The organism is Phenylobacterium terrae, from assembly GCF_042681205.1.
Taxonomy (GTDB): domain Bacteria; phylum Pseudomonadota; class Alphaproteobacteria; order Caulobacterales; family Caulobacteraceae; genus Phenylobacterium; species Phenylobacterium terrae.
In genome coordinates, this window is the sequence record NZ_JBHUEY010000006.1 from 94,894 (window position 1) to 115,860 (window position 20,967).

Here is a 20,967-nt window from a genome sequence, read left to right on the forward strand (position 1 = left end):
ATCCCGGCGGAAGCGAACCCCCAAAGCAAAACGCCCGGCGCGGGGCCGGGCGTTCGGTAGGTCGGCTCGGAAGCCTGACTTACTTGATCTTGCCTTCGCGGAACTCGACGTGCTTGCGCGCGATCGGGTCGTACTTCTTCAGCACGAGCTTTTCGGTCTTGGTCCGGGCGTTCTTCTTGGTCACGTAGAAGTAGCCGGTGTCCGCCGACGAGTTGAGGCGGATCTTGATGTTGGCCGGTTTCGCCATGGCGTCCTCGCGGGGCCGGCGCGAAACGGCCGGCGGGTGTTCGAAAGAGCCGCGGACAATACGAATCGCGGCCTCAAAGTCAATGAGCCCGGTGCAGCCGATCCCACGCAGCGCGGATATCGGCGGCCGGACGCCTGGCCGATGTCCTTGACAAAAAATCCTGTCAAAGAAAACATCGCGGAATGCTGGACCTGGACGTAATCGATGAGCCGTCGGCGGCGGCCGCTGCGCTGGACCCGATCAAGACGCGGCTGCTGGGCGAACTGGCGGAGCCGGCGTCGGCCGCGGCCCTGGCCCAGCGGGTCGGGCTGCCGCGGCAGAAGGTGAACTACCACCTGCGCGGGCTCGAGGCGCACGGCCTCGTCCGGGCTGCCGGCGAGCGCCGCTGGGGCGGCCTGACCGAGCGGCTGATGGTGGCGTCCGCGCGCAGCTATGTCGTTTCGCCATCGGCGCTCGGACCTATCGCCGCAGACCCGGCGAGGGCGCGCGACCAGCTCTCGGCCAGCTACATGATTGCGCTGGGAGCGCGGATCGTACGCGAGGTGGGCGAGCTGTGGCGCAAGGCGCGGGAGACCGACAAGCGGCTCGCCACCCTCTCCATCGACACTGAGATCCGCTTCCGCTCGGCAGCCGAGCGCGCCGACTTCACCCGCGAGCTGACCCAGGCGATCACCGGGCTGGCCGCGCGCTACCACCATCCCGAGGCGGCCGAGGGCCGAACGCACCGACTGATGCTGCTGGCCCATCCTGCGCCCGCCGATCCCGCCAAGGAGGAGCCGTCATGCCACTGAAGAAGGATCCGAGCGGCCGCCGCGCCGTGGAGATGGAGCTGGACCTGCCGGGCACGCCGGAGCAGGTGTGGCGGGCCATGGCCACCGGGCCGGGCTACACCGCCTGGTTCGTGCCGGCGCAGGTCGAGGAGCGCGTGGGCGGAGCGATCCGCTTCGACTTCGGTCCCGGCATGACGTCGGAAGGGCGCGTCACGGTCTGGGAGCCGCCGTTCCGGTTCGGCTACGAGGAGTTCGCCTGGAGCGGCGAGGCGCCGCCGCTCGCCACTGAGATCATCGTCGAAGCGCGCGCCGGCGGGACCTGCCTCGTCCGGATGGTCCACAGCCTGTTCACCGACCGCGACGACTGGGACGACGAGATCGCCGGCTTCGAAAGCGGCTGGCCCGGGTTCTTCGCGGTGCTGCGGATCTACATGGCCCATTTCGCGGGGCAGCCGGCCGTCGGCATCCGTCCCACCGGCCAGTTCGGCGAGGGCCTGGACGGGGCGTGGGCCGCGCTCGTCGATCGCCTGGGCCTGGGCGAGCCGCGATTGGGAGAGTCCTGCCGCGCCACGGCAGGCGGGGCGCCGCGGCTGGCGGGCGTCGTCGAAGAGCTGCACCGGACCGGCCACGATCGCGCGGTCACGCTCCGGCTCAGCGATCCGGCGCCGGGCGTGGCCCTGATCGGCGTCTATCCGTTCGGCGACCACATCAACGTGGCGGCCAGCCTCTACTTCTACGGCGAGCAGGCCCAGGCCGCCGCCGATCGGGAGGGGCCGGCCTGGGACGCGTGGATGGAGCGGCATTTCCCGGCCGTCGAGGCAGGCGCGACGGAGCCGGCGGCGTAAGACGCCCGTCGGAGACCAGGAGGGCCGTTTTCCGCCATCCTGGAACGGCCCCGGGTGGTAGGCTTGGCGCGTGCAGACCGCCTTCGCCATCTTCGACACAGCGCTCGGCCACGCCGCGGTGGTCTGGCGTGAGACCGGGATCGTCGGCGTGCACCTGCCGGAGCTGGAACCGGAACGGACCCGAGCGGGCGTGCTGCGCCGGTATCCCGAGGCCGCCCCGGCCGAGCCGCCGGCGGGCGTCGCCGCGGCGATCTTGGGCGTGCAGGCGCTGCTGCGCGGGGAGGCGGCGGACCTGACCGGGGTCGAGCTCGACCTTTCCGCCAGCCCGGCCTTCAACCGCCGGGTCTACGAGATCGCCCGCGCCATTCCGCCGGGCAGGACGCTGACCTACGGCGAGGTCGCCGAGCAGCTCGGCGATCCGCTGCTCGCCCGCGCCGTCGGCCAGGCGTTGGGCCAGAACCCCTGCGCCATCATCGTGCCCTGCCACCGGGTGCTGGCGGCGGGCGGCCGGACCGGCGGCTTCTCGGCGCGCGGCGGGGTGAAGACCAAGCTGAAGCTCCTGGAGATCGAAGGCGCCCTGGCGCCCGACACCCTGCCGCTGTTCGCCCGCTAGGCCGCCCGCGGCCCCTGCGCGGCCCGCCACGCCTCGTGCCGCTTGCCCCATTCGGACATGACGGTGACGGCCTCGTTCAGGCTCAGCCCGTGGTCGGTGACGGCGTACTCGACCCGCGGGGGGACCTCCTGGTGGTCGCGGCGGGCGACGATCCCGTCCGCCTCCATCTCCCGAAGCTGCTGGGCCAGCACCTTCTCGCTGACGCCGGGCAGGGCGCGGCGCAGGTCGGAGAAGCGTCGCGGCCCCAGGTGCACCTCCCAGAGGATCGCGGCCTTCCACTTTCCGCCGATGACGTTGAGGGCCGAAGCCAGGCCGCAGTCGTCGTGGGACAGCCGCCGCATGGGGCCTCCGAATAAAATGTGACGCTTACCTGCAGGTTCGTTCTTCCGGACCGCGCCCGCCACCCCACTCTACAGCCCAGCGCGCGCTCCCATCAAACCGGCCTCAGGATCCGGGGCCATCCAACACTTGGAGAGTCGAGTGAACCCGATCGTATGCGTGCTGGGCGCGGGCCGTATGGGCTCGTCCATCGTCAGAGCCCTTCTCCTGAGCGGCCACGCCGTCTGGGTGTGGAACCGCACGGCGGCGAAGACCGCGCCGCTGGCGGAGGCGGGCGCGAAGGTCGCCGAAACCGCGGCTGAGGCCGTGCGTGCGGCGGACCTCGTGATCGTCAATGTGCTCGACTACGACGTCAGCGATCGCATTCTCAGGACGCCCGCGGTCGTCGAGGCGCTAGCCGGCAAGACGCTGGTGCAGCTGACGTCCGGCTCTCCGCGCCTGGCGCGCGACCAGGAGGCATGGGCGAAGGTCCGGAGCGTGGCCTATCTGGACGGCGCCATCATGGCGACGCCGGACTTCATCGGCCGGCCGGAAGCGGCTCTGCTCTACGCCGGCTCCCGTTCGGCCTACGAGCGGTACGAGCCGACGCTGCGGCTTCTCGGCGCGGCCGGAGGGTACGTTGGCGAGGATGCCGGGCTCGCCAGCGCCCTCGACACCGCCCTGCTGACCCAGATGTGGGGCGCCCTGTTCGGGGCCTTGCAGGGCCTCGCCGTCGCGCAGGCCGAAGGCGTCGCGCCGTCCGCCTTCCTGGGCCATCTACGCGCCTTCAAGCCGGTGGTCGACGCGGCGGTGGTCGACGCGGTGGAGCGGGGCGGAGCCGGCCGGACCCGAGCTGACGAAGCGACGCTGGCGACGCTCGCCGCCCACTACAGCGCCTTCCAGCACCTGCTGGAGGTGACGAAGGTGCGGGGGATCGATCCTGCGCTGCCCGAGGCGCTCGACTCACTCTTCCGGAGGGCCGCCGCAGCGGGGCGGCTGGAGGACGACGACTTCGCCGCCCTGGCGCCGCTCGTGCTCGGGCGCGAGGAGGATCTGGCCGATGCGTGAGCCTTCACCGCGCCGCATCGCCGCCTGCGGGTGCGGTCAGCTGGAGGTGGCGGTGTCGGGCGAGCCCCGACGGGTCTACGCCTGCAGCTGCGCCGAGTGCCAGCGGGCCACCGGCTCGGCCTTCGCCTATCGGGCCGTCTTCCCTGAGGAGGCGGTGGCGGTCCTCAAGGGCGAGGGCCGGACCTGGCGGCGGGGCAGCGACGCGGGCCGTTGGGTGGAGCAGACCTTCTGTCCCGACTGCGGCGCGTTGCTGTTGATGCGCGGCGAGGGGCTGGCCGGCGCGGTCGCGGTCTCGGTGGGCTCGTTCGTCGATCCGGACTTCCCCGCGCCCGAGGCGATCCACCGGCCCGCCCGGCGCCATCGCTGGCTCGCCCTCGGCGTGCCGGAGGCGGGGTAGGCCCCGACGCGGGCGGGCGCCGCCCTCTAGAGGTGGGTGGTCGCCCAGCCGCGGCCCTTGAACCGCATGAACGGGGACGGGCGGTCGGGATCGGCCAGCCGCTCCACCGCCTCGCGGATCATCGTGCGGGTCACCGCCGGCAGGTTCAGCTGCAAGGCCTCGTCGAACTCGATCCAGGCGATCTCCTCGAGCTCGCCGCAGTCGGGCTTGCGCTCCAGGCTGACCAGGCGGTCGGCCTCGGCCAGCAGGAACCAGGTGTCGAACCGCTTGGCGACCATCGGCGGGGTCACCGCCCGGGCGATGACGTCCAGGGCGTCCAGGTCGGGGGCGACGCCCTCGGCCAGGAACTCGCGCCAGGGGCCGACGGCGGTGCGGGCCGGCACGGGCTTGGCCAGCAGCAGGCCGGCTTCCTCGAAGGTCTCGCGCACGGCGGCCATGGCCAGGGCGCGGCCCTTGTGCAGCGGCAGGTGGCGCGAGAACTTGGCGGCGACCTCCGACCTCAGGTCCGTGGCGTGCGGGGCGCGGTAGTCGCTGCGGTCGATGCGGCCGCCCGGGAACACCCACAGGTTCGGCATGAAGTCGTGGCCGCCGTGCCGCTTGCCCATCAGCACCTTCGGCTTGGGCCCGTCGCGGCGGACGATGATGATGGTGGCGGCGCTACGCGGGCGGACGGCTTTCGCGCCGGGGACCCGCGGCGGGCCCTCCGGCTTGCGGGTCAGGGTGGGGGCTTCGGACATCAAAACAACTGTATGACCCGCCGGCGGGCGGTGGGAAGCCGAAGTTGCTCAGGTGGAACCACGTTATTTGAGATTGACTTGCAGTCGCACCCCCTATAGTGCCGCTCCCGCTTTTGAGAAGCGATTGCACCGGGGTGGCCATGCGGCGGATTGGGTTGATGTTTGCCGCGGCGTCGGCCGGAGCGCTGTCGGCTGGAGCTGCGCGGGCCGACGACGCAGCGCTGTCGGAACTCGTCGTCATCGGGGAGAGGGGCGTCGCCGAGACGCCGGGCGCAGCGACGGTGCTGTCGCCGGCCGAGTACGAGCGGTCTCAGCCGCTTACCATAAACGACGTGCTTCGCCGGGTGCCGGGCATCTTCCCCCGCAGCGAGGAGGGTCTTGGCCTTCGCCCGAACATCGGCTTTCGCGGGCTGAACCCGACTCGGTCGAGCGAGGTGCTGCTGCTGGAAGACGGGGTTCCGCTCACCTACGCGCCGTATGGGGACAACGCGTCCTACTATCACCCACCGATCGAGCGGTTCTCCGGGGTCGAGGTGCTGAAGGGCTCGGGCCAGATCGTCTTCGGCCCCCATACCGTGGGCGGCGTGGTGAACTACCTGACGCCTCGCCCGCCGGCGGAGGCGCAAGGCCGGCTGATCGTTCGGGCTGGCGAGCGCGACACCCAGGAAGTGGTGCTGCAGGCCGGCGACACCTTCGGCCCCCTGGGGCTGTTCGGCGGCTTCGCCGCGCGGCACAGCGCCGGCGTCCGGGCCAATCACGACCTGAACTACGCGGACCTGTTCCTGAAGGCGGTCTACACGCTGAGCCCGGACCAGGAACTGACCCTGAAGCTCACCAGCTACCACGAGGACAGCCGGGTCAGCTATTCGGGTCTGACCCAGGCGGAGTTCCTGGCCGATCCGCGCGGCAATCCCTTCAAGAACGACTCGTTCGAGCTGTGGCGCCATGGCGGCGCGCTGGCCCACGGCTGGCGGATCAGCGACCGGGCCCGGCTGACCACCGTCGCCTATGCGGCCACCTTCGAGCGCGACTGGTGGCGCCAGTCCTCCAATTCCGGGCAGCGGCCGAACGACGCCTCGGACCCGGCCTGTGGCGGGATGGCCAACGTCGACACCACCTGCGGCAACGAGGGCCGACTGCGGCAGTACTACATGTTCGGCCTGGAGAGCCGGCTGGACCTGTCGTGGGGCGGCGAGGCGTTCGCAGGCCAGCTCACCACTGGCGCGCGGGTGCATGCGGAGAACCAGGAGCGGTTCCAGTTCAACGGAGACCGGCCGAACTCGCGTACGCCGGGGACGGGGGTGAACGCCGGCGTCCGTGAACAGAACGTGCGGGAGGCGAGGGCCGTCTCCGCCTTCGTTCAGAACACCTTCGACTTCGGAGCCCTGGCGGTCACACCGGGCCTGCGCTTCGAAACGATCGAGTTCGACCGATCCAACAAGCTCACCGGACGTCGCGGCTCGGAAGACGTCAGCGAATGGATCCCGGGGCTCGGCGTGTCGTGGACCGTCGGTCCGGAGTGGACCCTGTTCGGCGGGGTGCACCGCGGGTTCTCGCCGCCGAGAGTGGAAGACGTGGTGACCGACGCCGGCGGTTCAGTGGAGCTCGACGCCGAGCGCAGCGTGAACTGGGAGCTCGGCATGCGCGGCGCTCCCGCCCCTGGCGTGCGGCTGGAGCTCACCGCTTTCCGCATGGAGTTCGAGAACCAGATCATCCCGGCCTCGCTGGCCGGCGGGGTCGGAGCGACCGTCACCAGCGCCGGCGAGACCCTGCACCAGGGCCTGGAGGGCGCGGTCAGCTTCTCCTCCAAGGAAGCCCTGGGGACGTCCATCGACTGGTATGCCGACGCGACCTTCACCTGGGTGGAGACGGCCGAGTTCCGCGGACGGCGGTTCTCCAGCATCAACAACACACGCCCGGTGACGGGCAACCGGCTTCCCTACGCGCCCGAGTGGGTCGGCCGGTTTGCGGCCGGGTTCGACACGGGCCAGATCCAGGCCGAACTGGAGGCCGTCTACACGGGCGAGATGTTCGCCGACGACCTGAACACGATCACGCCCAGCGCCAACGGCCAGCAGGGGCTGATCGCCGATGCGTGGCAATGGAACCTGGCGGCGGCCTGGCGGATCCCGAACACGCCGGTGAAGCTGATGGCCTCGGTCCGCAACCTCGCCGACGAGACATTCATCGTCGACCGCTCGCGGGGGATCCTGGTCAACGAGCCCCGCATGGCGCAGGTGGGCTTGCAACTCGACTTCTGATCGCGCGGCGGCGCCCGCCGGTGCGGATCATCCGCGGCGGCCGCCCCTCCGCTGGGGCCGGCCCTCGGCGCGCCGGCGGACGCCGAGCCTGGGCCGCGGAGCGGACTTGTCGGCGGCCATCGGCTCGCTCAGCATCTCGAACAGCAGCCCGCCGGTGATCGGCGTCGCCTCGCGCAGCTGCACCTCGACGCTCATGCCAAGGGGCCAGCGCTGGCCGGTGCGTTCGCCGACCAGGGCGTGGGCCCGGTCGTCGTGGATGAAGTACTCCCCGCCAAGGCTGGAGACCGGCACGAGGCCGTCGGCGCCGGTCTCGGCCAGCCGCACGAACAGGCCGAAGCGGGTGACGCCGGTGATCCGGCCCTGGAACTCGGCCCCGACGCGGTCGGAGAGGAAGGCGGCGACGTAGCGGTCGGTGGCGTCCCGCTCGGCGGCCATGGCCCGGCGCTCGGCGTAGGTGATCCGCTCGGCGGTGTCCTTGATCTGGGCGATGTCGCCGTCGGTGATGCCGTCCTGGCCGAGGCCCAGCGCGCGGATCAGCGCCCGGTGGACGATCAGGTCGGCGTAGCGCCGGATCGGCGAGGTGAAGTGGGCGTAGCGGTCGAGGTTGAGGCCGTAGTGGCCGATGTTCTCGGACGAATAGTGGGCCTGCATCTGGGTGCGCAGGACCACCTCGTTGACGATTTCCGCGTGCGGCCCGCCGCGGGTCTGCTCCAGCAGCCGGTTGAACCGCTCGGTGCGGGGCTGTTCGCCCTTGCTCCAGGCGATGCCGATGGTGCCGAGGAACTCGGCCAGCGACTGCAGCTTCTCCTGGCTGGGCGCATCGTGCACCCGGTAGATCAGCGGCGTCTTCTTGCCCTCCAGCGTCTCGGCGGCGCAGACGTTGGCCTGGATCATCATCTCCTCGATCAGCCGGTGGGCCTCGAGGGAGACGCGGGGGGTGATGGACTCCACCTCGCCCTCGGCGCTGATGACGATCTTCCGCTCCAGGCTCTCGATGGCCAGCGGCGAGCGCTTCTCGCGGCCGATCAGCATGGTCCGGTAGGCGGCCCACAGGGGCTTCAGGATCGGCTCCAGCAGGGGCGCGGTCCTGTCGTCCGGCCAGCCGTCGATGGCGGCCTGGGCCTGCTCGTAGGAGAGCTTGGCGGCCGAGCGCATCAGGCCGCGCACGAAGCGGTGCGAGCGCTTCTTGCCCGTCCTGTCGAACACCATCCGCACGGCCAGGCAGGCGCGGTTCTCGCCCTGGCGCAGGGAGCACAGGCCCGCCGACAGCCGCTCGGGCAGCATCGGCTCGACCCGGTCGGGGAAGTAGACGGAGTTGCCCTTCTCGCGCGCCTCGCGGTCCAGGGCCGAGCCGGAGCGGACGTAGGCGGCCACGTCGGCGATGGCCACCCAGACGATCCAGCCGCCCTCGTTCTTCGGGTCCTTGTCGGGCTCGGCGTAGACTGCGTCGTCGTGGTCGCGCGCGTCGGCCGGGTCGATGGTGATCAGCGGCACGTCCCGCAGGTCCTCGCGGCCGGCGAGGGTGGGGGCCTCCGCCGCCTCCGCCTCGGCCTGGGCCTCCGACGAGAAGCCGGTGGGGATGCCGTGGGTGTGGATGGCGATCAGCGAGGCCGCGCGGGGCTGGTCCTCACGGCCCACCACCTCCAAGAGCTTGCCGCGCTTGGGGCCGTAGCGGCTCTCGCCGCCGCTGACCTGGGCCAGCACCAGATCGCCGTCCTCGAGGTCCTCGACACCGGAGAGCACCAGGGTCTCCTTGGACTTGCGGTCCACCGGTTCGACCCGGACCTCGCGCCGCGACTTGCGGACCACGCCCAGCACCCTGTGGGCGCTCTGGCCGAGCCGCTTGATCATCCGGGCCTCGACCTCGCCGGTCTCCAGCCGCTCGAAGCGGACCAGCAGCCGGTCGCCCAGGCCCGGCGCGCCGGCCACCGCCTCGCGCCGGTCGGGGGCCAGCCGCACGAGCGGGGCGTCCTCGGCCTTGGTCAGCTTGACCAGCAGGTCGCCGTCCGGGTCGCGCTCGACCACGTCGGCGACGCCGACCGGGGGCAGGGCGCCCACTTCCGAGAAGCCGCGCCGCCCGCGCCGGCCGAGGACGCCGTCCTCCTCCAGCTGACGCATCAGCTCGCGCAGGGCCCGGCGGTCGGCGCCCTTCAGGCCGAACGCCTTGGCGATCTCGCTGCGGTTCGCCTCGCCGGTGTCGCGGATGAACTTGAGCAGCGTGTCGCGGTCGGGGAGGCCCTGCGGCGGGCGTTCGACGTCACGGCGGGCGGGCCGGGCGGCTTTGGGTCTGGCCATGGGTTCTAAGTAACGCGAAAACCGCGGCTGAGGCGCCGAAAAGCGGAGCCGGCGGGCTCGGGGCAAGACCGATCAAGACGCCGGCGGGCCGAGGCGGCATCCTGAAGCCATGGTCAAGGCGTCCACACCGAGGCAGGCGCTCGAGGCGGCGGCGCTGAGCGCCGAGGAGGCCAAGGCCGCGCTCGCCTTCATCGAGCAGCATCTGTTCCAGCCGCTGGACGTGAAGACCATCGCCGCCGCCTGCGGGGTCTCGCCGTTCCGGTTCTCCCGCCAGTTCGCCGCGCGCCAGGGCGAGAGCGTCATGGCCTTCGTGCGCGGCCGGCGGCTGGAGGCGGCGGCGCGGCGGCTGCTGACTGAGCCCGACGCGCGGCTGGTCGATCTGGCCTTCGACTGCGGCTTCGATTCGCAGGAGGCCTTCACCCGGGCCTTCGCCCGCGCCTTCGGGGCCGCCCCCGGCCGCTTCCGGCGGACCGGCGCGATCGAGACCCTCGCTAGGAGACGGAAGAAGCGCATGCAGCTGGACATTCGCGAGAGCGTCGAGGACCTGACGGCCCTCGCCCTGGCCGGGCTCTCGGCCCATTTCACGCCCGCCACGACGGTGGAGATGTCGGGCCTGTGGGCGCGCCTCGTGCCGCTGATGGGCTTTGCCGGCCAGCTCGGCGGCAGGCAGACCTACGGCGTCTGGACGCGCCGCCACCCGGCCGACGGGAGCTTCGACTTCCTGGCCGGCGTGCGGGTGGAGCCGGGATCCGCGCCGCCCGCCCCGCTCGAGGCGCTGACCCTGCCGGCGCGGCGCTACCTGGTGTTCAAGCAGATGCTGGTCGAGGGCGAGCTGCACCCGCAGATGCTGGCCGCCACCGAGGAGATCTGGTCCGAGCGGCTGCCGCGGTCCGGCCACAGGCTGGCGGATGCGCCGGACTTCCAGATCTACCCCGCCGACTTCAAGGTCGAACCCGGCGGCTGGGTCGCCCACTACCTGCCCATCGTCGAGTAGGCGAGGGGGCTTGAGCCGGGCCGCCGCGCGCCCAAATTCCTCAATGCTTTCAGTTGGAACCAGGGAGGCGAATATGCTCGGTCACAACCTCTCGCGCGCCCGGCCGACGCTGCCCGGGACCTCGTCGCCGGCCGACGGGCCCATGCCGCTGGCGCGCATCCGCCAGGAGACGCCGTCTGCGGCCCAATCGGCGCCGCAGGCCGGCGCCTGGGTGCTGGAGTTCGAGCCGGCGGCGCCCAGCACCATCGACCCGCTCACCGGCTGGACGGTGACGACGGACCCGTTCGCCCAGATCCGCCTGCGGTTTCCCGACATGCAGGGCGCCATCGCCTTCGCCGAGCGCAAGGGGTGGAGCTATGTGGTCAGCGAGCCCGGCGCGCGCCGGATGACGCCGAAGCGGCCGCCGGGCGCTGCGTACGTGCCGTGGGACCGGATCTGGCGCCGGGCGGCGGCGGCCTAGATCCACCTCTGCCCGGGGGGGCGAGGTTTGGCGCTCAACCTCTTGAAAACGTACAAGTCCATCCTAACTCAAACGCGTCGCCGGACCCCGGCGACGGTCGGGTCCGGGCCCAGTCCGGTCCGGCGCGCAGCGCCTCTCCGGACGGGCCGGTCCCGGCATCGGAATGTTCGTGAAGAGGAGGAATTGCGATGACTCTTGGCGACCTGGTTCCCTGGGGCCGCAAGGACCGCAGCCTTGCTCTGAGCAACCCTGAGCAGGGCATGTCCAGCTCCGGCGAGATCAGCCCGTTCCTGAGGCTGCACCAGGAGATGAACCGCCTGTTCGATGATGTCTTCCGCAGCTTCGAAGCGCCCAGCCTGTGGCGCGGCTCAGGCGGCTGGCCGCACGTCGAGGTCCAGGAGACCGACGACGCGTACCGCGTCACCGCCGAACTGCCCGGCATGGATGAGCGCGACGTGGAGATCACCTTCCACGACGGCATGCTGACCCTGCGGGGCGAGAAGAAGACCGAGCACGAGAACCGCGAGCGCACCGTCAGCGAGCGCTGGTACGGCCGCTTCGAGCGGAGCATCGCGCTGGGCGAGGTGGACGAGGCCAAGGCCGACGCCCGCTTCGACAAGGGCGTGCTCACCGTGACCCTGCCCAAGAGCCCCGACGCCAAGGACAGGGTGCGGCGCATCCCCATCAACGGGGCGGGAACCAAGCACTGACGCTCTCTCCTTGAGAGCATGACTCTGGCCCGGGACGGCGACGTCCCGGGCATTTCTTTATCTGTCCCGGGGCGGCTCGGGCGGCGCCTCCGATTTCGACACGAAGACCACGAAGGACACGAAGTTCACGAAGAAGATCAACAAGCGGTCCCGGCTACTCGGCCCCTTTGCGCCCTTCGTGCCCTTCGTGTTCTTCGTGTTGAAAACCTTGCATCCGTTGCCCCTCCGGACGGGGGACCGCAGAGCCCAACCACCGCGGGATGGCCTTAGGCTTCGACCTTGGCCCGCTTTGCGGGGGCCTTCCTGGCCGGCGACTTCTTGGCTGCGGCCTTCTTCGGCTTGGCTTCGGCGGCGGCGGCCTTCGGAGCCGCCTTGGCTTTGCGGGCGGGCTTCTTCTTGCCGCCGCCCTTGGCTTCGCGTTCGGCGAGAAGCTTGACCGCCTCGTCCAGCGTCAGGGCCGTGGGATCGGCGCCCTTTGGCACGTTGGCGTTGGTGGAGCCGTGCTTCACGTAGGGGCCGAAGCGGCCGGAGAGGACGCGGACCGGCTCGCCGTCCACCGGGTGGGCGCCGAGCTCGGCCAGGGCCGCGGCCTGGGTCCGGCCGCCCTTGCCGCCGGCCCGCTTCTCGGCCAGCAGCGCGACGGCGCGGTTCAGCCCCACGTCGAACACCTCCTCGACCTCGGGCAGGTTGGCGTAGGTGCCGGCGTGCTCGACGAAGGGGCCGTAGCGGCCGATTCCGGCGGTGATCGGCTTGCCGTCGTCCGGGTGCTTGCCCACCTCGCGGGGCAGGCGCAGCAGCCGCAGCGCCTTGTCCAGGTCCATGGCGGCCGCCGACCAGCCCTTGGGCAGGCTGGAGCGCTTGGGCTTGTCGCCCTCGCCGAGCTGCACGTAGGGGCCGAAGCGGCCCGCCTTCAGGTAGACCGTCTCGCCGGTCACCGGGTCGATCCCCAGTTCCCGGTCGCCCGAGGCGCCCTCGTCCTCGCCGTCCGCCTGGGCGATCGGGCGGGTGAAGCGGCATTCGGGATAGTTGGAGCAGCCCACGAAGGCGCCGAACTTGCCGGTCTTCAGGGACAGCTGGCCGGAGGCGCAGGCCGGGCAGGCGCGGGGGTCCGAGCCGTCCGGCTTGGGCGGGAAGATCAGCGGGCCCAGGGCCTCGTTGAGCTTGTCCAGCACCTCCGTGACGCGCAGTTCGCCGATCTCGGCGACGGCGCCCTGGAAGTCTTTCCAGAAGTCGCGCAGCAGCACCTTCCAGTCGAGCTCGCCCGCCGAGACGAGGTCGAGCTTCTCCTCGAGGGCGGCGGTGAAGTCGTACTCGACGTAGCGGTTGAAGAACTGTTCCAGGAAGGCGGTGACCAGCCGGCCCTTGTCCTCGGGAACGAAGCGGTTCTTGTCCATCCGCACATAGGCGCGGTCGCGCAGCACCGACAGGATCGAGGCGTAGGTCGAGGGCCGGCCGATGCCGAGCTCCTCCATCTTCTTCACAAGGCTGGCTTCGGAGTAGCGCGGCGGCGGCTCGGTGAAGTGCTGGTCGGCGCGGGCGGCCTGGACGCGCGCCTCGGCGCCTTCGCGCACCTGGGGCAGGCGACCGCTCTCCTCGTCCTCCGGATCGTCGCGGCCCTCCTCGTAGACGGCGAGATAGCCGTCGAACAGCACCACCTGGCCGGTGGCGCGCAGGCCGGTCTTCCCGTCGGCGCTCTCCAGCTCGATGGTGGTCCGCTCGATGCGGGCGTTCTCCATCTGCGAGGCGATCATCCGCTTCCAGATCAGCTCGTAGAGGCGTGCGAGGTCGCCCTCCAGGCGCAGGGAGCCCGGGTTGCGGGCCAGCGAGGTCGGGCGGATCGCCTCGTGGGCCTCCTGGGCGTTCTTGGCCTTGGTGCGGTACTGGCGCGGCGCCTCGGGGACGTACTCCTTGCCGTAGAGGCCGCCGATCACCTGCCGCGCCTCGGTCAGCGCCTCCGGCGCGGCCTGCACGCCGTCGGTCCGCATGTAGGTGATGAGGCCGACCGTCTCGCCCCCGATGTCGACGCCCTCATAGAGCCGCTGGGCGGCCTGCATGGTGCGCTGGGCCGAGAAGCCGAGCTTGCGCGAGGCCTCCTGCTGCAGGGTGGAGGTGGTGAAGGGCGGCGGCGGGCTGCGCCGGGCCGGCTTCTTCTCCACCGAGGCGACCTTGAACTGGCCGGCCTGGACCGCGGCCTTGGCGGCCATCGCCGCGGCCTCGTTGGGCAGGTCGAACTTGGAAAGCCGCTTGCCCTCGTGCTTGACGAGGCGGGCGACGAAGGGATCGGCGCCGGCGGACACGTCCGCATCGACGGTCCAGTACTCCTGGGTCTTGAACTGCTCGATCTCGACCTCGCGGTCGACGATCAGGCGCAGGGCGACGGACTGCACCCGCCCGGCCGAGCGCGAGCCCGGCAGCTTGCGCCACAGCACCGGCGAGAGGGTGAAGCCGACCAGGTAGTCCAGCGCGCGGCGGGCCAGGTAGGCGTCGACCAGCTCCATGTCGAGGTCGCGTGGGTTGGCCATCGCCTCGGTCACCGCGCTCTTGGTGATGGCGTTGAACACCACCCGCTGGACCTTGGCGTCCTTCAGGGCCCGCTTCTTCTGCAGCACCTCCAGCACGTGCCAGGAGATGGCCTCGCCCTCGCGGTCGGGGTCGGTGGCCAGGATGATCTTGTCGGCGCCCTTGGCCGCCTCGGCGATCTCCGAGAGCCGCTTGGCCGCCTTGGCGTCCACGTCCCAGCTCATGGCGAAGTCCTCGTCGGGACGGACCGACCCGTCCTTGGCCGGCAGGTCGCGGACATGGCCGTACGAGGCCAGGACCTTGTAGTCCGAGCCCAGGTACTTGTTGATGGTCTTGGCCTTGGCCGGACTCTCGACGACGACGACGTTCATACTTTGGCTTTGTTCCGGGCCCTCGGGCCGAGCGCCCGTCAGAAGGGCGCGAAAGGTGGGGCTGCGTTTCGCGGCGTGTCAACCTGACAAGCCCGCACGGGACTGTGATGGGGTAAGTTGGGCGTGGCTTGGCGAGGAGCAAGAGGCGGTCAGAGGCGTCTGATCTCGCGCGGCGCTAGTTCAAGCTTCCCGCGCCCCTGCAGACGGCCGCTCTCTACCAGGGCCATGATCCGCGTCATACACCAGGAGTGGTCCACGCTGAGCACGCCTCGCTTCTCCATCTCCCACCAGAACTCCGTGACCACGAGCAGTGTGCGCTTGAAGGTCCTCCCAACAAACTGGAGCAACAAATCGTCATAGTGATCGAGGCCGACCGAAACGACCTCGCCCGCCTCAATCGTTCTGACCAGTGTGTTCTCGGCCTGGAGCCGCGCCCAAGTCGCCGCGCCATGTTCCCGTGTCTCCTGGTCGATCGGCCGTGCGAGCTCCAACAGGTGGTGGTTCACGATGGCGGCCGGTCCCATGTGGGAGATGGTGTTGGGCTTGATGGCAAGGGTTCCGTCCCGCAGCCTCAACGGGAGAAGCGTGTCCGTCATGTCGACGACCTCGGCGTCTCCTTCCATGCGACTGAGCCAGACCACGAAGCCGACGTACTCGTCCGGGCAACGGCGCGAGACCCAGGCGACCCGGCGAGGCGCGGGCGCAAGCGACCTTCGCCAGAAGGACCTCATCCGCGACGGGGTGTCGTCCTCGGCGAACGCCTCGGGTCTCGGCAGCTTGGGAGTGTCGAGCCAGTTGTAGAGGTTCTCGTGCATCCACCTGGAGCGCACGTCCGGATCGTCGGGCGCGATCGGGCCCAAGCTGTAGTCGTCGTACATCGCCACCACCCGGGCGTCGCGGCCGAGGATCTGCAGCGCCTCGATCAGCTGGCCCTGGGCCTGCACAGTGAAGACGATGTGGGTTTCCGGGCCGCTCACGCCGCGACCACCATCCCGCCCGGCAGGAGCTCGGCGCGGCCGGCGAGGCTGAGTTCGACGAGGGCGGCGAAGACGGCCGGGGCGGGGGCCGCCGCCGCGCGGACCAGCTCGTCGCGGGAGACCGGGGTGGGGGAGAGCAGGGCGGCGAGGCGGTCGCGAAGGGCCGCGCCTTCGGCCTCGGAAAGGCAGGGCGGCGGGGCGCGGTAGTGCGGCGCCTCGCGGGCGCGGAAGCCGCCGAAGGTCTCCAGCGCGCGCAGCACGTCGCCGGCGCCTTCGCACAGCGCCGCGCCCTGGCGGATCAGGTCGTTGGTCCCCTTGGCGCGCGGGTCGAGCGGGGAGCCGGGGACGGCGAGCACCTCCCGGCCCTGTTCGGCGGCGAGGCGGGCGGTGATCAACGAGCCGGAGCGCAGCTCGGCCTCGACGACCACGACGGCGCGGGAGAGGCCCGAGATGATCCGGTTGCGGCGGGGGAAGTCGCGGGCCTGGGCGGTGTAGCCGGGCGGACTTTCGGAGACGACGCAGCCGGCCTGCGCGATCGCCTCGTAGAGCTTGCGGTGCTCGGGCGGGTAGACGTCGTCGATCCCGCCGCCGAGCACGGCGACCGTGCCGGTTTCCAGAGCGCCCTCGTGCGCGGCGCCGTCGATGCCGCGGGCCAGGCCCGAGACGACGATCTGGCCGGCGTTCCCGAGCTCGGCGGCGAGGCCCCGGGCGAAGCGCTGGCCGGCGGCGGAGGCGACGCGCGCGCCGACGATGGCGACGGTCGGGCGGTCGAGCAGCTCGGGCTGGCCCAGCGTCCAGATCAGCGGCGGAGGCGGGTCGAGGGCGGCGAGCGCCTGCGGGAAGTCGGGCTCGCAGGCGCAGATCAGCCGCGCGCCGAGCCGCTCGCCGGCGGCGAGCTCGCCCTCCGCCTCGGCGGGGGAGGGAATCCGCATCGGGCCGGCCCGGCCGGCGCGGCGGGCGAGGTCGGGAAGGGCTTCGACGGCGGCGCGGGCGCTTCCGAAGCGGTTCAGCAGCTCGGCGAAGGTGACGGGTCCGACGCCGTCGGTGCGGGCCAGGCGTAGCCAGGCGAGCCGTTCGGCGTCGGAGGGGCCCTGCATCAGGCCTTCTTCGCCCCGATCCTGGGCTCCTGGCCCTTGGCGAGGCGGCGGATGTTGTCGAGGTGGCGGAAGTAGATCAGCACCGTCATGAAGCCGGCCAGCACCACCAGCGCCATCGGCCGGCCGGTGAACCAGACGTAGGCCGGGGCCAGCAGGGCTGCGACCAGCGCGGCCAGCGAGGAGATCCGGAACAGGAAGGCCATCAGCAGCCAGGTGGCGGCCGCGAGCAGGCCTGCGGGCCAGGCCGCCGCCAGCAGGGTCCCGAAGAAGGTCGCCACGCCCCGGCCGCCCTTGAAGCCCAGCCAGACTGGGAAGATGTGGCCCAGGAAGGCGGCGCCCCCGGCCAGGGCCGTGGCTTCGGCCTGGGTCAGCGGATCGGCCATGCGGGTGAGCCACCAGGCGATCCCCACCGCCAGCGCGCCCTTGCCGCCGTCGCCCAGCAGGGTGATCAGCGCCAGGTCCCGGCGGCCGGTGCGCAGGACGTTGGTCGCCCCGATGTTGCCCGAGCCGATCTGGCGCACGTCGCCGACGCCGGCCATTCGGGTGGCGATCACCCCGAAAGGAATGGAGCCCAGCAGGTAGCCGCCGACCAGGGCCACCGCGATCTGCACCGCGCTCAACATCCCGAACATGTCGCCTCCCCAGGCTCTTGCCGCCCGCCAGTGATGGCCGCCCGGCGCCGCCTTGTCGAGCCGCTAGAGGCTGGCCCCGTCGAACGGCTTCACCGCGAGCGAGCCCGGGTCCACGCCCTCAAGGCAGCGTGCGTTCACCGCCACCGTGCCCGGCCCCTCGACGAAGGGCGAGACCCCGCAGGTGGTGCAGAAGCGGTGGCGCAGGGCGTGCTTGTTGAAGGTGAACTCGCCGAGCTCGGCCGGCCGGCGGACCATCCGCACCTGCGCCTCTGGCACGAACCAGTGCAGATAGCCCTTCGGCTTGCAGACCGAGCAGTTGCAGTCGATCACCTCGCCGATCTCGCCCTCCACCTCGAAGGCGACCGCCCCGCACTTGCATCCGCCCTTGTAGAGCACTGTGAAATTCTCCCGTTTCGTCCGGGGCGAGACTAGCCCACGCAATCGGGAAGCACAAACCAAGAACATCTTCCTCCCCCGCGAAGCGGCGGGAGGGGGACCAGTCGCCGAGCGCAGCGAAGAGCGACTGGTGGAGGGGGCAGGCCGCAGACGCGGCGCTTTGGACTGCGGCGGGAGTCGCGGTGGAGAGGCGGCGCATGTGGCTCGCCCCCTCCACCCCCCGCTCTCCAGCCGGCGGGCGCCGGCTTCGGCGGGCGGTCCCCCTCCCACCGCTTCGCGGGGGAGGTAGGAGGATCAGCCCCGCCGGTACACGGCCCGCCCGTCGACCCAGGTGGTGATCACCTGGCCTTGCAGGCGGCGGCCGTCGAAGGGGGTGTTCTTGGACTTGGAGACGAGCTTGTCGGAGTCGATGACGACCGGGGCGTTCAGGTCGACGAGCACCAGGTCGGCCGGGGCGCCCTTGGCGATGCGGCCGGCCGGCAGGCCGAGGAGGTCGGCCGGGCGGGCGGTGACGGTGCGCAGCAGGTCGAGCAGCGGCAGGCCGCCGTCATGGTGCAGGTGGAGCAGGGCGGGGAGCAACACCTCCAGGCCCACGGCGCCGGGGGCGGCCTCGTCGTAGGGCAGGCGCTTGTCCTCGGCCGGAGCCGGCGCGTGGGCTGAGACGACGATGTCGATGAGGCCCGAGGCCAGGGCCTCGATCACCGCCTGGCGGTCGTCCTCGGAGCGCAGCGGCGGGTCCAGCTTGCAGAAGGTGCGGTAGTCGCCGATGTCGATCTCGTTGAACGACAGGTGGTTGATCGAGGTGGTGGCGGTGACCGGCAGGCCGCGCGCCTTGCCGCGTTCGAGCGCCTCGAGGCCCGCTGCGGTGGTGACTTGGTCGACCAGCAGCCGCGCTTCGGTCAGCTCGACGAGCGCCAGGTCCCGCTCCAGCATGATCTTCTCGGCGGCCGGCGGGACCGACGGCAGGCCCATGCGGCCGGCGAACTCGCCCTCGGTGGCCGCGGCGCCGGCGGAGAGCCAGGGGTCCTTCGGCCGGTGGGCGACCAGGACGTCGAAGCTCTTGGCGTAGGCCAGCACGCGGCGGAACACCTTGGAGTCGACGATCGGCCGGTCGGCGTCGGTCACGTAGACGCAGCCGGCCTCGCGCATCAGGCCGATCTCGGCCATCCGCTCGCCGCGCCCGCCCTTGGTGGCCGCGCCGGCCGGGTAGACGTGGACCAGCTCGATGTCGCGGGCCCGGCGGAGGATGAAATCGACCACCGAGGCCTCGTCGATCACGGGGTCGGTGTCGGGCTGGACGACGACGGTGGTCACGCCCCCGGCCGCGGCTGCGCGGGCGGCGGACTTCAGCGTCTCCTTGGTCTCGGCGCCCGGCTCGCCGGTCTTGACCCGCAGGTCCACGAGGCCGGGGATCAGCAGCTGGCCGCCGGCGTCGATCACCTCTACGTCCGGCGACAGCGAACCGAGGTCCTGGCCCTGGGCCACGTCGGCGATCACGCCTTCGGTGACGATCACCGCGCCGGGGCCGTCCCAGCCGCTGGCCGGGTCGATCAGGCGCAGGTTGGTGAGGGCGAAGGGCCGCTCGCTCATCGGTCGTTGTCCAGGCGGGCGGAGAGGGCGGTCAGCACGGCCATGCGGGCGGCGACGCCCATCTCGACCTGGTCCTGGATCAGGCTGACGGAGAGATCGTCGGCCACCTCGGAGTCGATCTCGACGCCGCGGTTCATCGGCCCCGGGTGCATCACCCGCACGCTTGGGGCCGCGTGGGCCAGCTTCTCGCGGTCCAGGCCGAAGAAGCGGAAGTATTCGCGCTGGGACGGCGCCAGCACCCCGTCCATCCGCTCCAGCTGCAGGCGCAGCATCATGACCACGTCGCAGCCGGCGATGCCGGCCTTCAGGTCGTGGAAGACATCGACCCCCCAGCGGTCGGCGGACGCCGGCATCAGGGTGGGCGGGCCCACCAGCCGCACGTTGGCGCCCAGCATCTGCAGCAGGGCGACGTTGGAGCGGGCGACTCGGCTGTGCAGCACGTCGCCGCAGATGGCGACCTTCAGGCCCGCGATGCGGCCGAAGGCGCGACGCATGGACAGGGCGTCGAGCAGGGCCTGGGTGGGGTGTTCGTGCTGGCCGTCGCCGGCGTTGATCACCGAGCAGGTGACCTTCTGGGACAGCAGCGAGGCCGCGCCCGACAAGGAATGGCGCACCACCAGCAGGTCCGGCTGCATCGCATTCAGCGTCACCGCCGTGTCGATCAGCGTCTCGCCCTTGGAGATCGACGAGGCCCGCGGGCTCATGTTGACCACATCGGCGCCGAGGCGCTTGCCGGCCAGTTCGAACGAGCTCTGGGTGCGGGTGGAGTTCTCGAAGAACAGGTTCATCAGCGTCCGACCCTTGAGCAGGTCGAGCTTCTTCGAGGTCTGGCGGTTGAGGGCGACGAATCCGTCGGCGAGGTCGAGGAGGGACGTCACCTCCACCTCGTTCAGGTCCAGAACGGAAAGGAAATGGCGCTTGGGGAAGGGGAAGGTCCGCCCCAGGACCGCATTCAGGCCGGCGTCCAGCGCTGTCATCGAGGCCGGGTCATAGGGGAGGCCGGGCCTCGCCACAAGCCACCCCGAACTAGGCGCTGCGCAATCGCTCCAGCGCGCCCTGGAGGATGTAGGCCGCGGCCATCTTGTCGACGAGGTCGGCCCGGCGGGCGCGGGTGGCGTCGGCCTCGGAGATCAGCATGCGGTTGATGGCCATGGTGCTCATCCGCTCGTCCCAGAAGGCGATGGGGACGTCCTTCAGGCGCAGGAGGTTGCGGGCGAAGGCTCTGGCGCTCTGCACGCGCGGGCCTTCCGAGCCGTCCATGTTGAGCGGCAGGCCGATGACGATCCCCTCGGCGCCGCGGCTCTCCATCAGCTGGAACAGGCGGGCGACGTCGTCGCTGAACTTGGTCTTGCGGATCAGCTCCAGCGGGCTGGCGACGGTGCGCGAGACGTCGGAGACCGCGACCCCGATGGTCTTCTCGCCCAGGTCCAGGCCGGCCAGCGGCGCGCGGGGGCCGATGGACTGCGGCAGTTCGGTGAGCTCGAGGACGGGCATGGCTTCCCCATACCCGTCATCCCGGCCGCAGCGAAGCGGAGAGCCGGGCCCCAGAGGCGCTGCCCGTGACGCGGGGTCCCGGATCGGCCTGCGGCCGTCCGGGATCATGTGGGGGGAGCTTGTCAAAGGGCGGGGCGCGCCCTAACCCGTCGCGCGACGTATTCAAGGAGGCCCC

21 protein-coding genes are annotated in these 20,967 nt (G+C 71.3%); 9 read left to right on the forward strand and 12 right to left on the reverse strand.

The window, feature by feature from the left end:
* Positions 1-79: 79 nt before the first annotated feature.
* Positions 80-247 carry a 50S ribosomal protein L33 gene (gene rpmG, locus ACFSC0_RS14810; protein ID WP_377280810.1) on the reverse strand — a complete coding sequence of 56 codons (168 nt, stop codon included), beginning with the start codon at positions 245-247 and terminating at the stop codon, positions 80-82.
* Between the two features lie 182 nt (positions 248-429).
* Here rpmG and ACFSC0_RS14815 point away from each other — a divergent pair, with 182 nt between their 5' ends.
* The 3 genes from ACFSC0_RS14815 (at position 430) to ACFSC0_RS14825 (ending at position 2,475) form a co-directional block, all read left to right on the forward strand.
* Positions 430-1,038, forward strand: coding sequence for a helix-turn-helix domain-containing protein (locus ACFSC0_RS14815; protein ID WP_377280811.1), 609 nt, complete (start codon positions 430-432; stop codon positions 1,036-1,038).
* Positions 1,029-1,862, forward strand: a complete 834-nt coding sequence (locus ACFSC0_RS14820) for an SRPBCC family protein (protein WP_377280812.1) — start codon at positions 1,029-1,031, stop codon at positions 1,860-1,862. Before ACFSC0_RS14815 ends, ACFSC0_RS14820 begins: the two co-directional genes overlap by 10 nt.
* A 70-nt stretch (positions 1,863-1,932) precedes the next feature.
* Positions 1,933-2,475, forward strand: a complete 543-nt coding sequence (locus tag ACFSC0_RS14825; RefSeq protein WP_377280813.1) for a methylated-DNA--[protein]-cysteine S-methyltransferase — start codon at positions 1,933-1,935, stop codon at positions 2,473-2,475.
* Here ACFSC0_RS14825 and ACFSC0_RS14830 read toward each other — a convergent pair.
* Complete coding sequence (locus ACFSC0_RS14830) at positions 2,472-2,816, reverse strand: winged helix-turn-helix transcriptional regulator (protein ID WP_377280814.1); 345 nt, start codon at positions 2,814-2,816, stop codon at positions 2,472-2,474. The genes ACFSC0_RS14825 and ACFSC0_RS14830 overlap by 4 nt on opposite strands.
* Positions 2,817-2,955: 139 nt before the next feature.
* On the opposite strand from ACFSC0_RS14830, the gene ACFSC0_RS14835 reads away from it, so the two are divergent.
* Together ACFSC0_RS14835 and ACFSC0_RS14840 are read left to right on the forward strand one after the other, a co-directional pair.
* The gene (locus tag ACFSC0_RS14835; RefSeq protein ID WP_377280815.1) at positions 2,956-3,861 is read left to right on the forward strand and encodes an NAD(P)-dependent oxidoreductase; all 906 of its coding nucleotides are present in this window, start codon (positions 2,956-2,958) and stop codon (positions 3,859-3,861) included.
* On the forward strand, positions 3,854-4,258 hold the full coding sequence (locus ACFSC0_RS14840; RefSeq protein ID WP_377280816.1) for a GFA family protein: 405 nt from the start codon (positions 3,854-3,856) through the stop codon (positions 4,256-4,258). The genes ACFSC0_RS14835 and ACFSC0_RS14840 overlap by 8 nt, the downstream gene beginning before the upstream one ends.
* A gap of 26 nt (positions 4,259-4,284) precedes the next feature.
* Here the strand turns inward: ACFSC0_RS14840 and ACFSC0_RS14845 are convergent, their stop codons facing one another.
* Positions 4,285-4,995: an NUDIX hydrolase gene (locus ACFSC0_RS14845; protein ID WP_377280817.1), complete on the reverse strand. Its 711-nt coding sequence runs from the start codon at positions 4,993-4,995 to the stop codon at positions 4,285-4,287.
* Between the two features lie 158 nt (positions 4,996-5,153).
* On the opposite strand from ACFSC0_RS14845, the gene ACFSC0_RS14850 reads away from it, so the two are divergent.
* Complete coding sequence (locus ACFSC0_RS14850) at positions 5,154-7,256, forward strand: TonB-dependent receptor family protein (protein WP_377280818.1); 2,103 nt, start codon at positions 5,154-5,156, stop codon at positions 7,254-7,256.
* 27 nt (positions 7,257-7,283) lie between these two features.
* Here ACFSC0_RS14850 and rnr read toward each other — a convergent pair whose 3' ends face one another.
* Positions 7,284-9,551: a ribonuclease R gene (gene rnr, locus ACFSC0_RS14855; RefSeq protein ID WP_377280819.1), complete on the reverse strand. Its 2,268-nt coding sequence runs from the start codon at positions 9,549-9,551 to the stop codon at positions 7,284-7,286.
* 109 nt (positions 9,552-9,660) lie between these two features.
* Here rnr and ACFSC0_RS14860 point away from each other — a divergent pair, with 109 nt between their 5' ends.
* The 3 genes from ACFSC0_RS14860 (at position 9,661) to ACFSC0_RS14870 (ending at position 11,715) form a co-directional block, all read left to right on the forward strand.
* The gene (locus ACFSC0_RS14860) at positions 9,661-10,545 is read left to right on the forward strand and encodes an AraC family transcriptional regulator (protein ID WP_377280820.1); all 885 of its coding nucleotides are present in this window, start codon (positions 9,661-9,663) and stop codon (positions 10,543-10,545) included.
* Positions 10,546-10,618: 73 nt separating this feature from the next.
* The gene (locus ACFSC0_RS14865; RefSeq protein WP_377280821.1) at positions 10,619-11,005 is read left to right on the forward strand and encodes an NADH dehydrogenase ubiquinone Fe-S protein 4; all 387 of its coding nucleotides are present in this window, start codon (positions 10,619-10,621) and stop codon (positions 11,003-11,005) included.
* 188 nt (positions 11,006-11,193) lie between these two features.
* The gene (locus ACFSC0_RS14870; protein WP_377280822.1) at positions 11,194-11,715 is read left to right on the forward strand and encodes an Hsp20/alpha crystallin family protein; all 522 of its coding nucleotides are present in this window, start codon (positions 11,194-11,196) and stop codon (positions 11,713-11,715) included.
* Positions 11,716-11,981: 266 nt separating this feature from the next.
* On the opposite strand, the gene topA is transcribed toward ACFSC0_RS14870, so the two are convergent.
* The 8 genes from topA to ruvX all read right to left on the reverse strand — a co-directional run bounded on the left by topA (position 11,982) and on the right by ruvX (position 20,792).
* Positions 11,982-14,606, reverse strand: a complete 2,625-nt coding sequence (gene topA, locus ACFSC0_RS14875) for a type I DNA topoisomerase (RefSeq protein ID WP_377280823.1) — start codon at positions 14,604-14,606, stop codon at positions 11,982-11,984.
* A 149-nt stretch (positions 14,607-14,755) separates the two neighbouring features.
* On the reverse strand, positions 14,756-15,583 hold the full coding sequence (locus ACFSC0_RS14880) for a DUF3658 domain-containing protein (RefSeq protein ID WP_377280824.1): 828 nt from the start codon (positions 15,581-15,583) through the stop codon (positions 14,756-14,758).
* Positions 15,580-16,680, reverse strand: a complete 1,101-nt coding sequence (dprA, locus tag ACFSC0_RS14885; protein WP_377280825.1) for a DNA-processing protein DprA — start codon at positions 16,678-16,680, stop codon at positions 15,580-15,582. Before dprA ends, ACFSC0_RS14880 begins: the two co-directional genes overlap by 4 nt.
* The gene (gene plsY / locus ACFSC0_RS14890) at positions 16,680-17,312 is read right to left on the reverse strand and encodes a glycerol-3-phosphate 1-O-acyltransferase PlsY (RefSeq protein WP_377280826.1); all 633 of its coding nucleotides are present in this window, start codon (positions 17,310-17,312) and stop codon (positions 16,680-16,682) included. Before plsY ends, dprA begins: the two co-directional genes overlap by 1 nt.
* 63 nt (positions 17,313-17,375) lie before the next feature.
* Positions 17,376-17,708: a GFA family protein gene (locus ACFSC0_RS14895; protein WP_377280827.1), complete on the reverse strand. Its 333-nt coding sequence runs from the start codon at positions 17,706-17,708 to the stop codon at positions 17,376-17,378.
* A gap of 294 nt (positions 17,709-18,002) precedes the next feature.
* Positions 18,003-19,298: a dihydroorotase gene (gene pyrC / locus ACFSC0_RS14900; protein WP_377280828.1), complete on the reverse strand. Its 1,296-nt coding sequence runs from the start codon at positions 19,296-19,298 to the stop codon at positions 18,003-18,005.
* Positions 19,295-20,275, reverse strand: a complete 981-nt coding sequence (locus tag ACFSC0_RS14905) for an aspartate carbamoyltransferase catalytic subunit (RefSeq protein ID WP_377280829.1) — start codon at positions 20,273-20,275, stop codon at positions 19,295-19,297. Before ACFSC0_RS14905 ends, pyrC begins: the two co-directional genes overlap by 4 nt.
* 49 nt (positions 20,276-20,324) lie before the next feature.
* The gene (ruvX, locus tag ACFSC0_RS14910; RefSeq protein ID WP_377280830.1) at positions 20,325-20,792 is read right to left on the reverse strand and encodes a Holliday junction resolvase RuvX; all 468 of its coding nucleotides are present in this window, start codon (positions 20,790-20,792) and stop codon (positions 20,325-20,327) included.
* Positions 20,793-20,967: the final 175 nt, after the last annotated feature.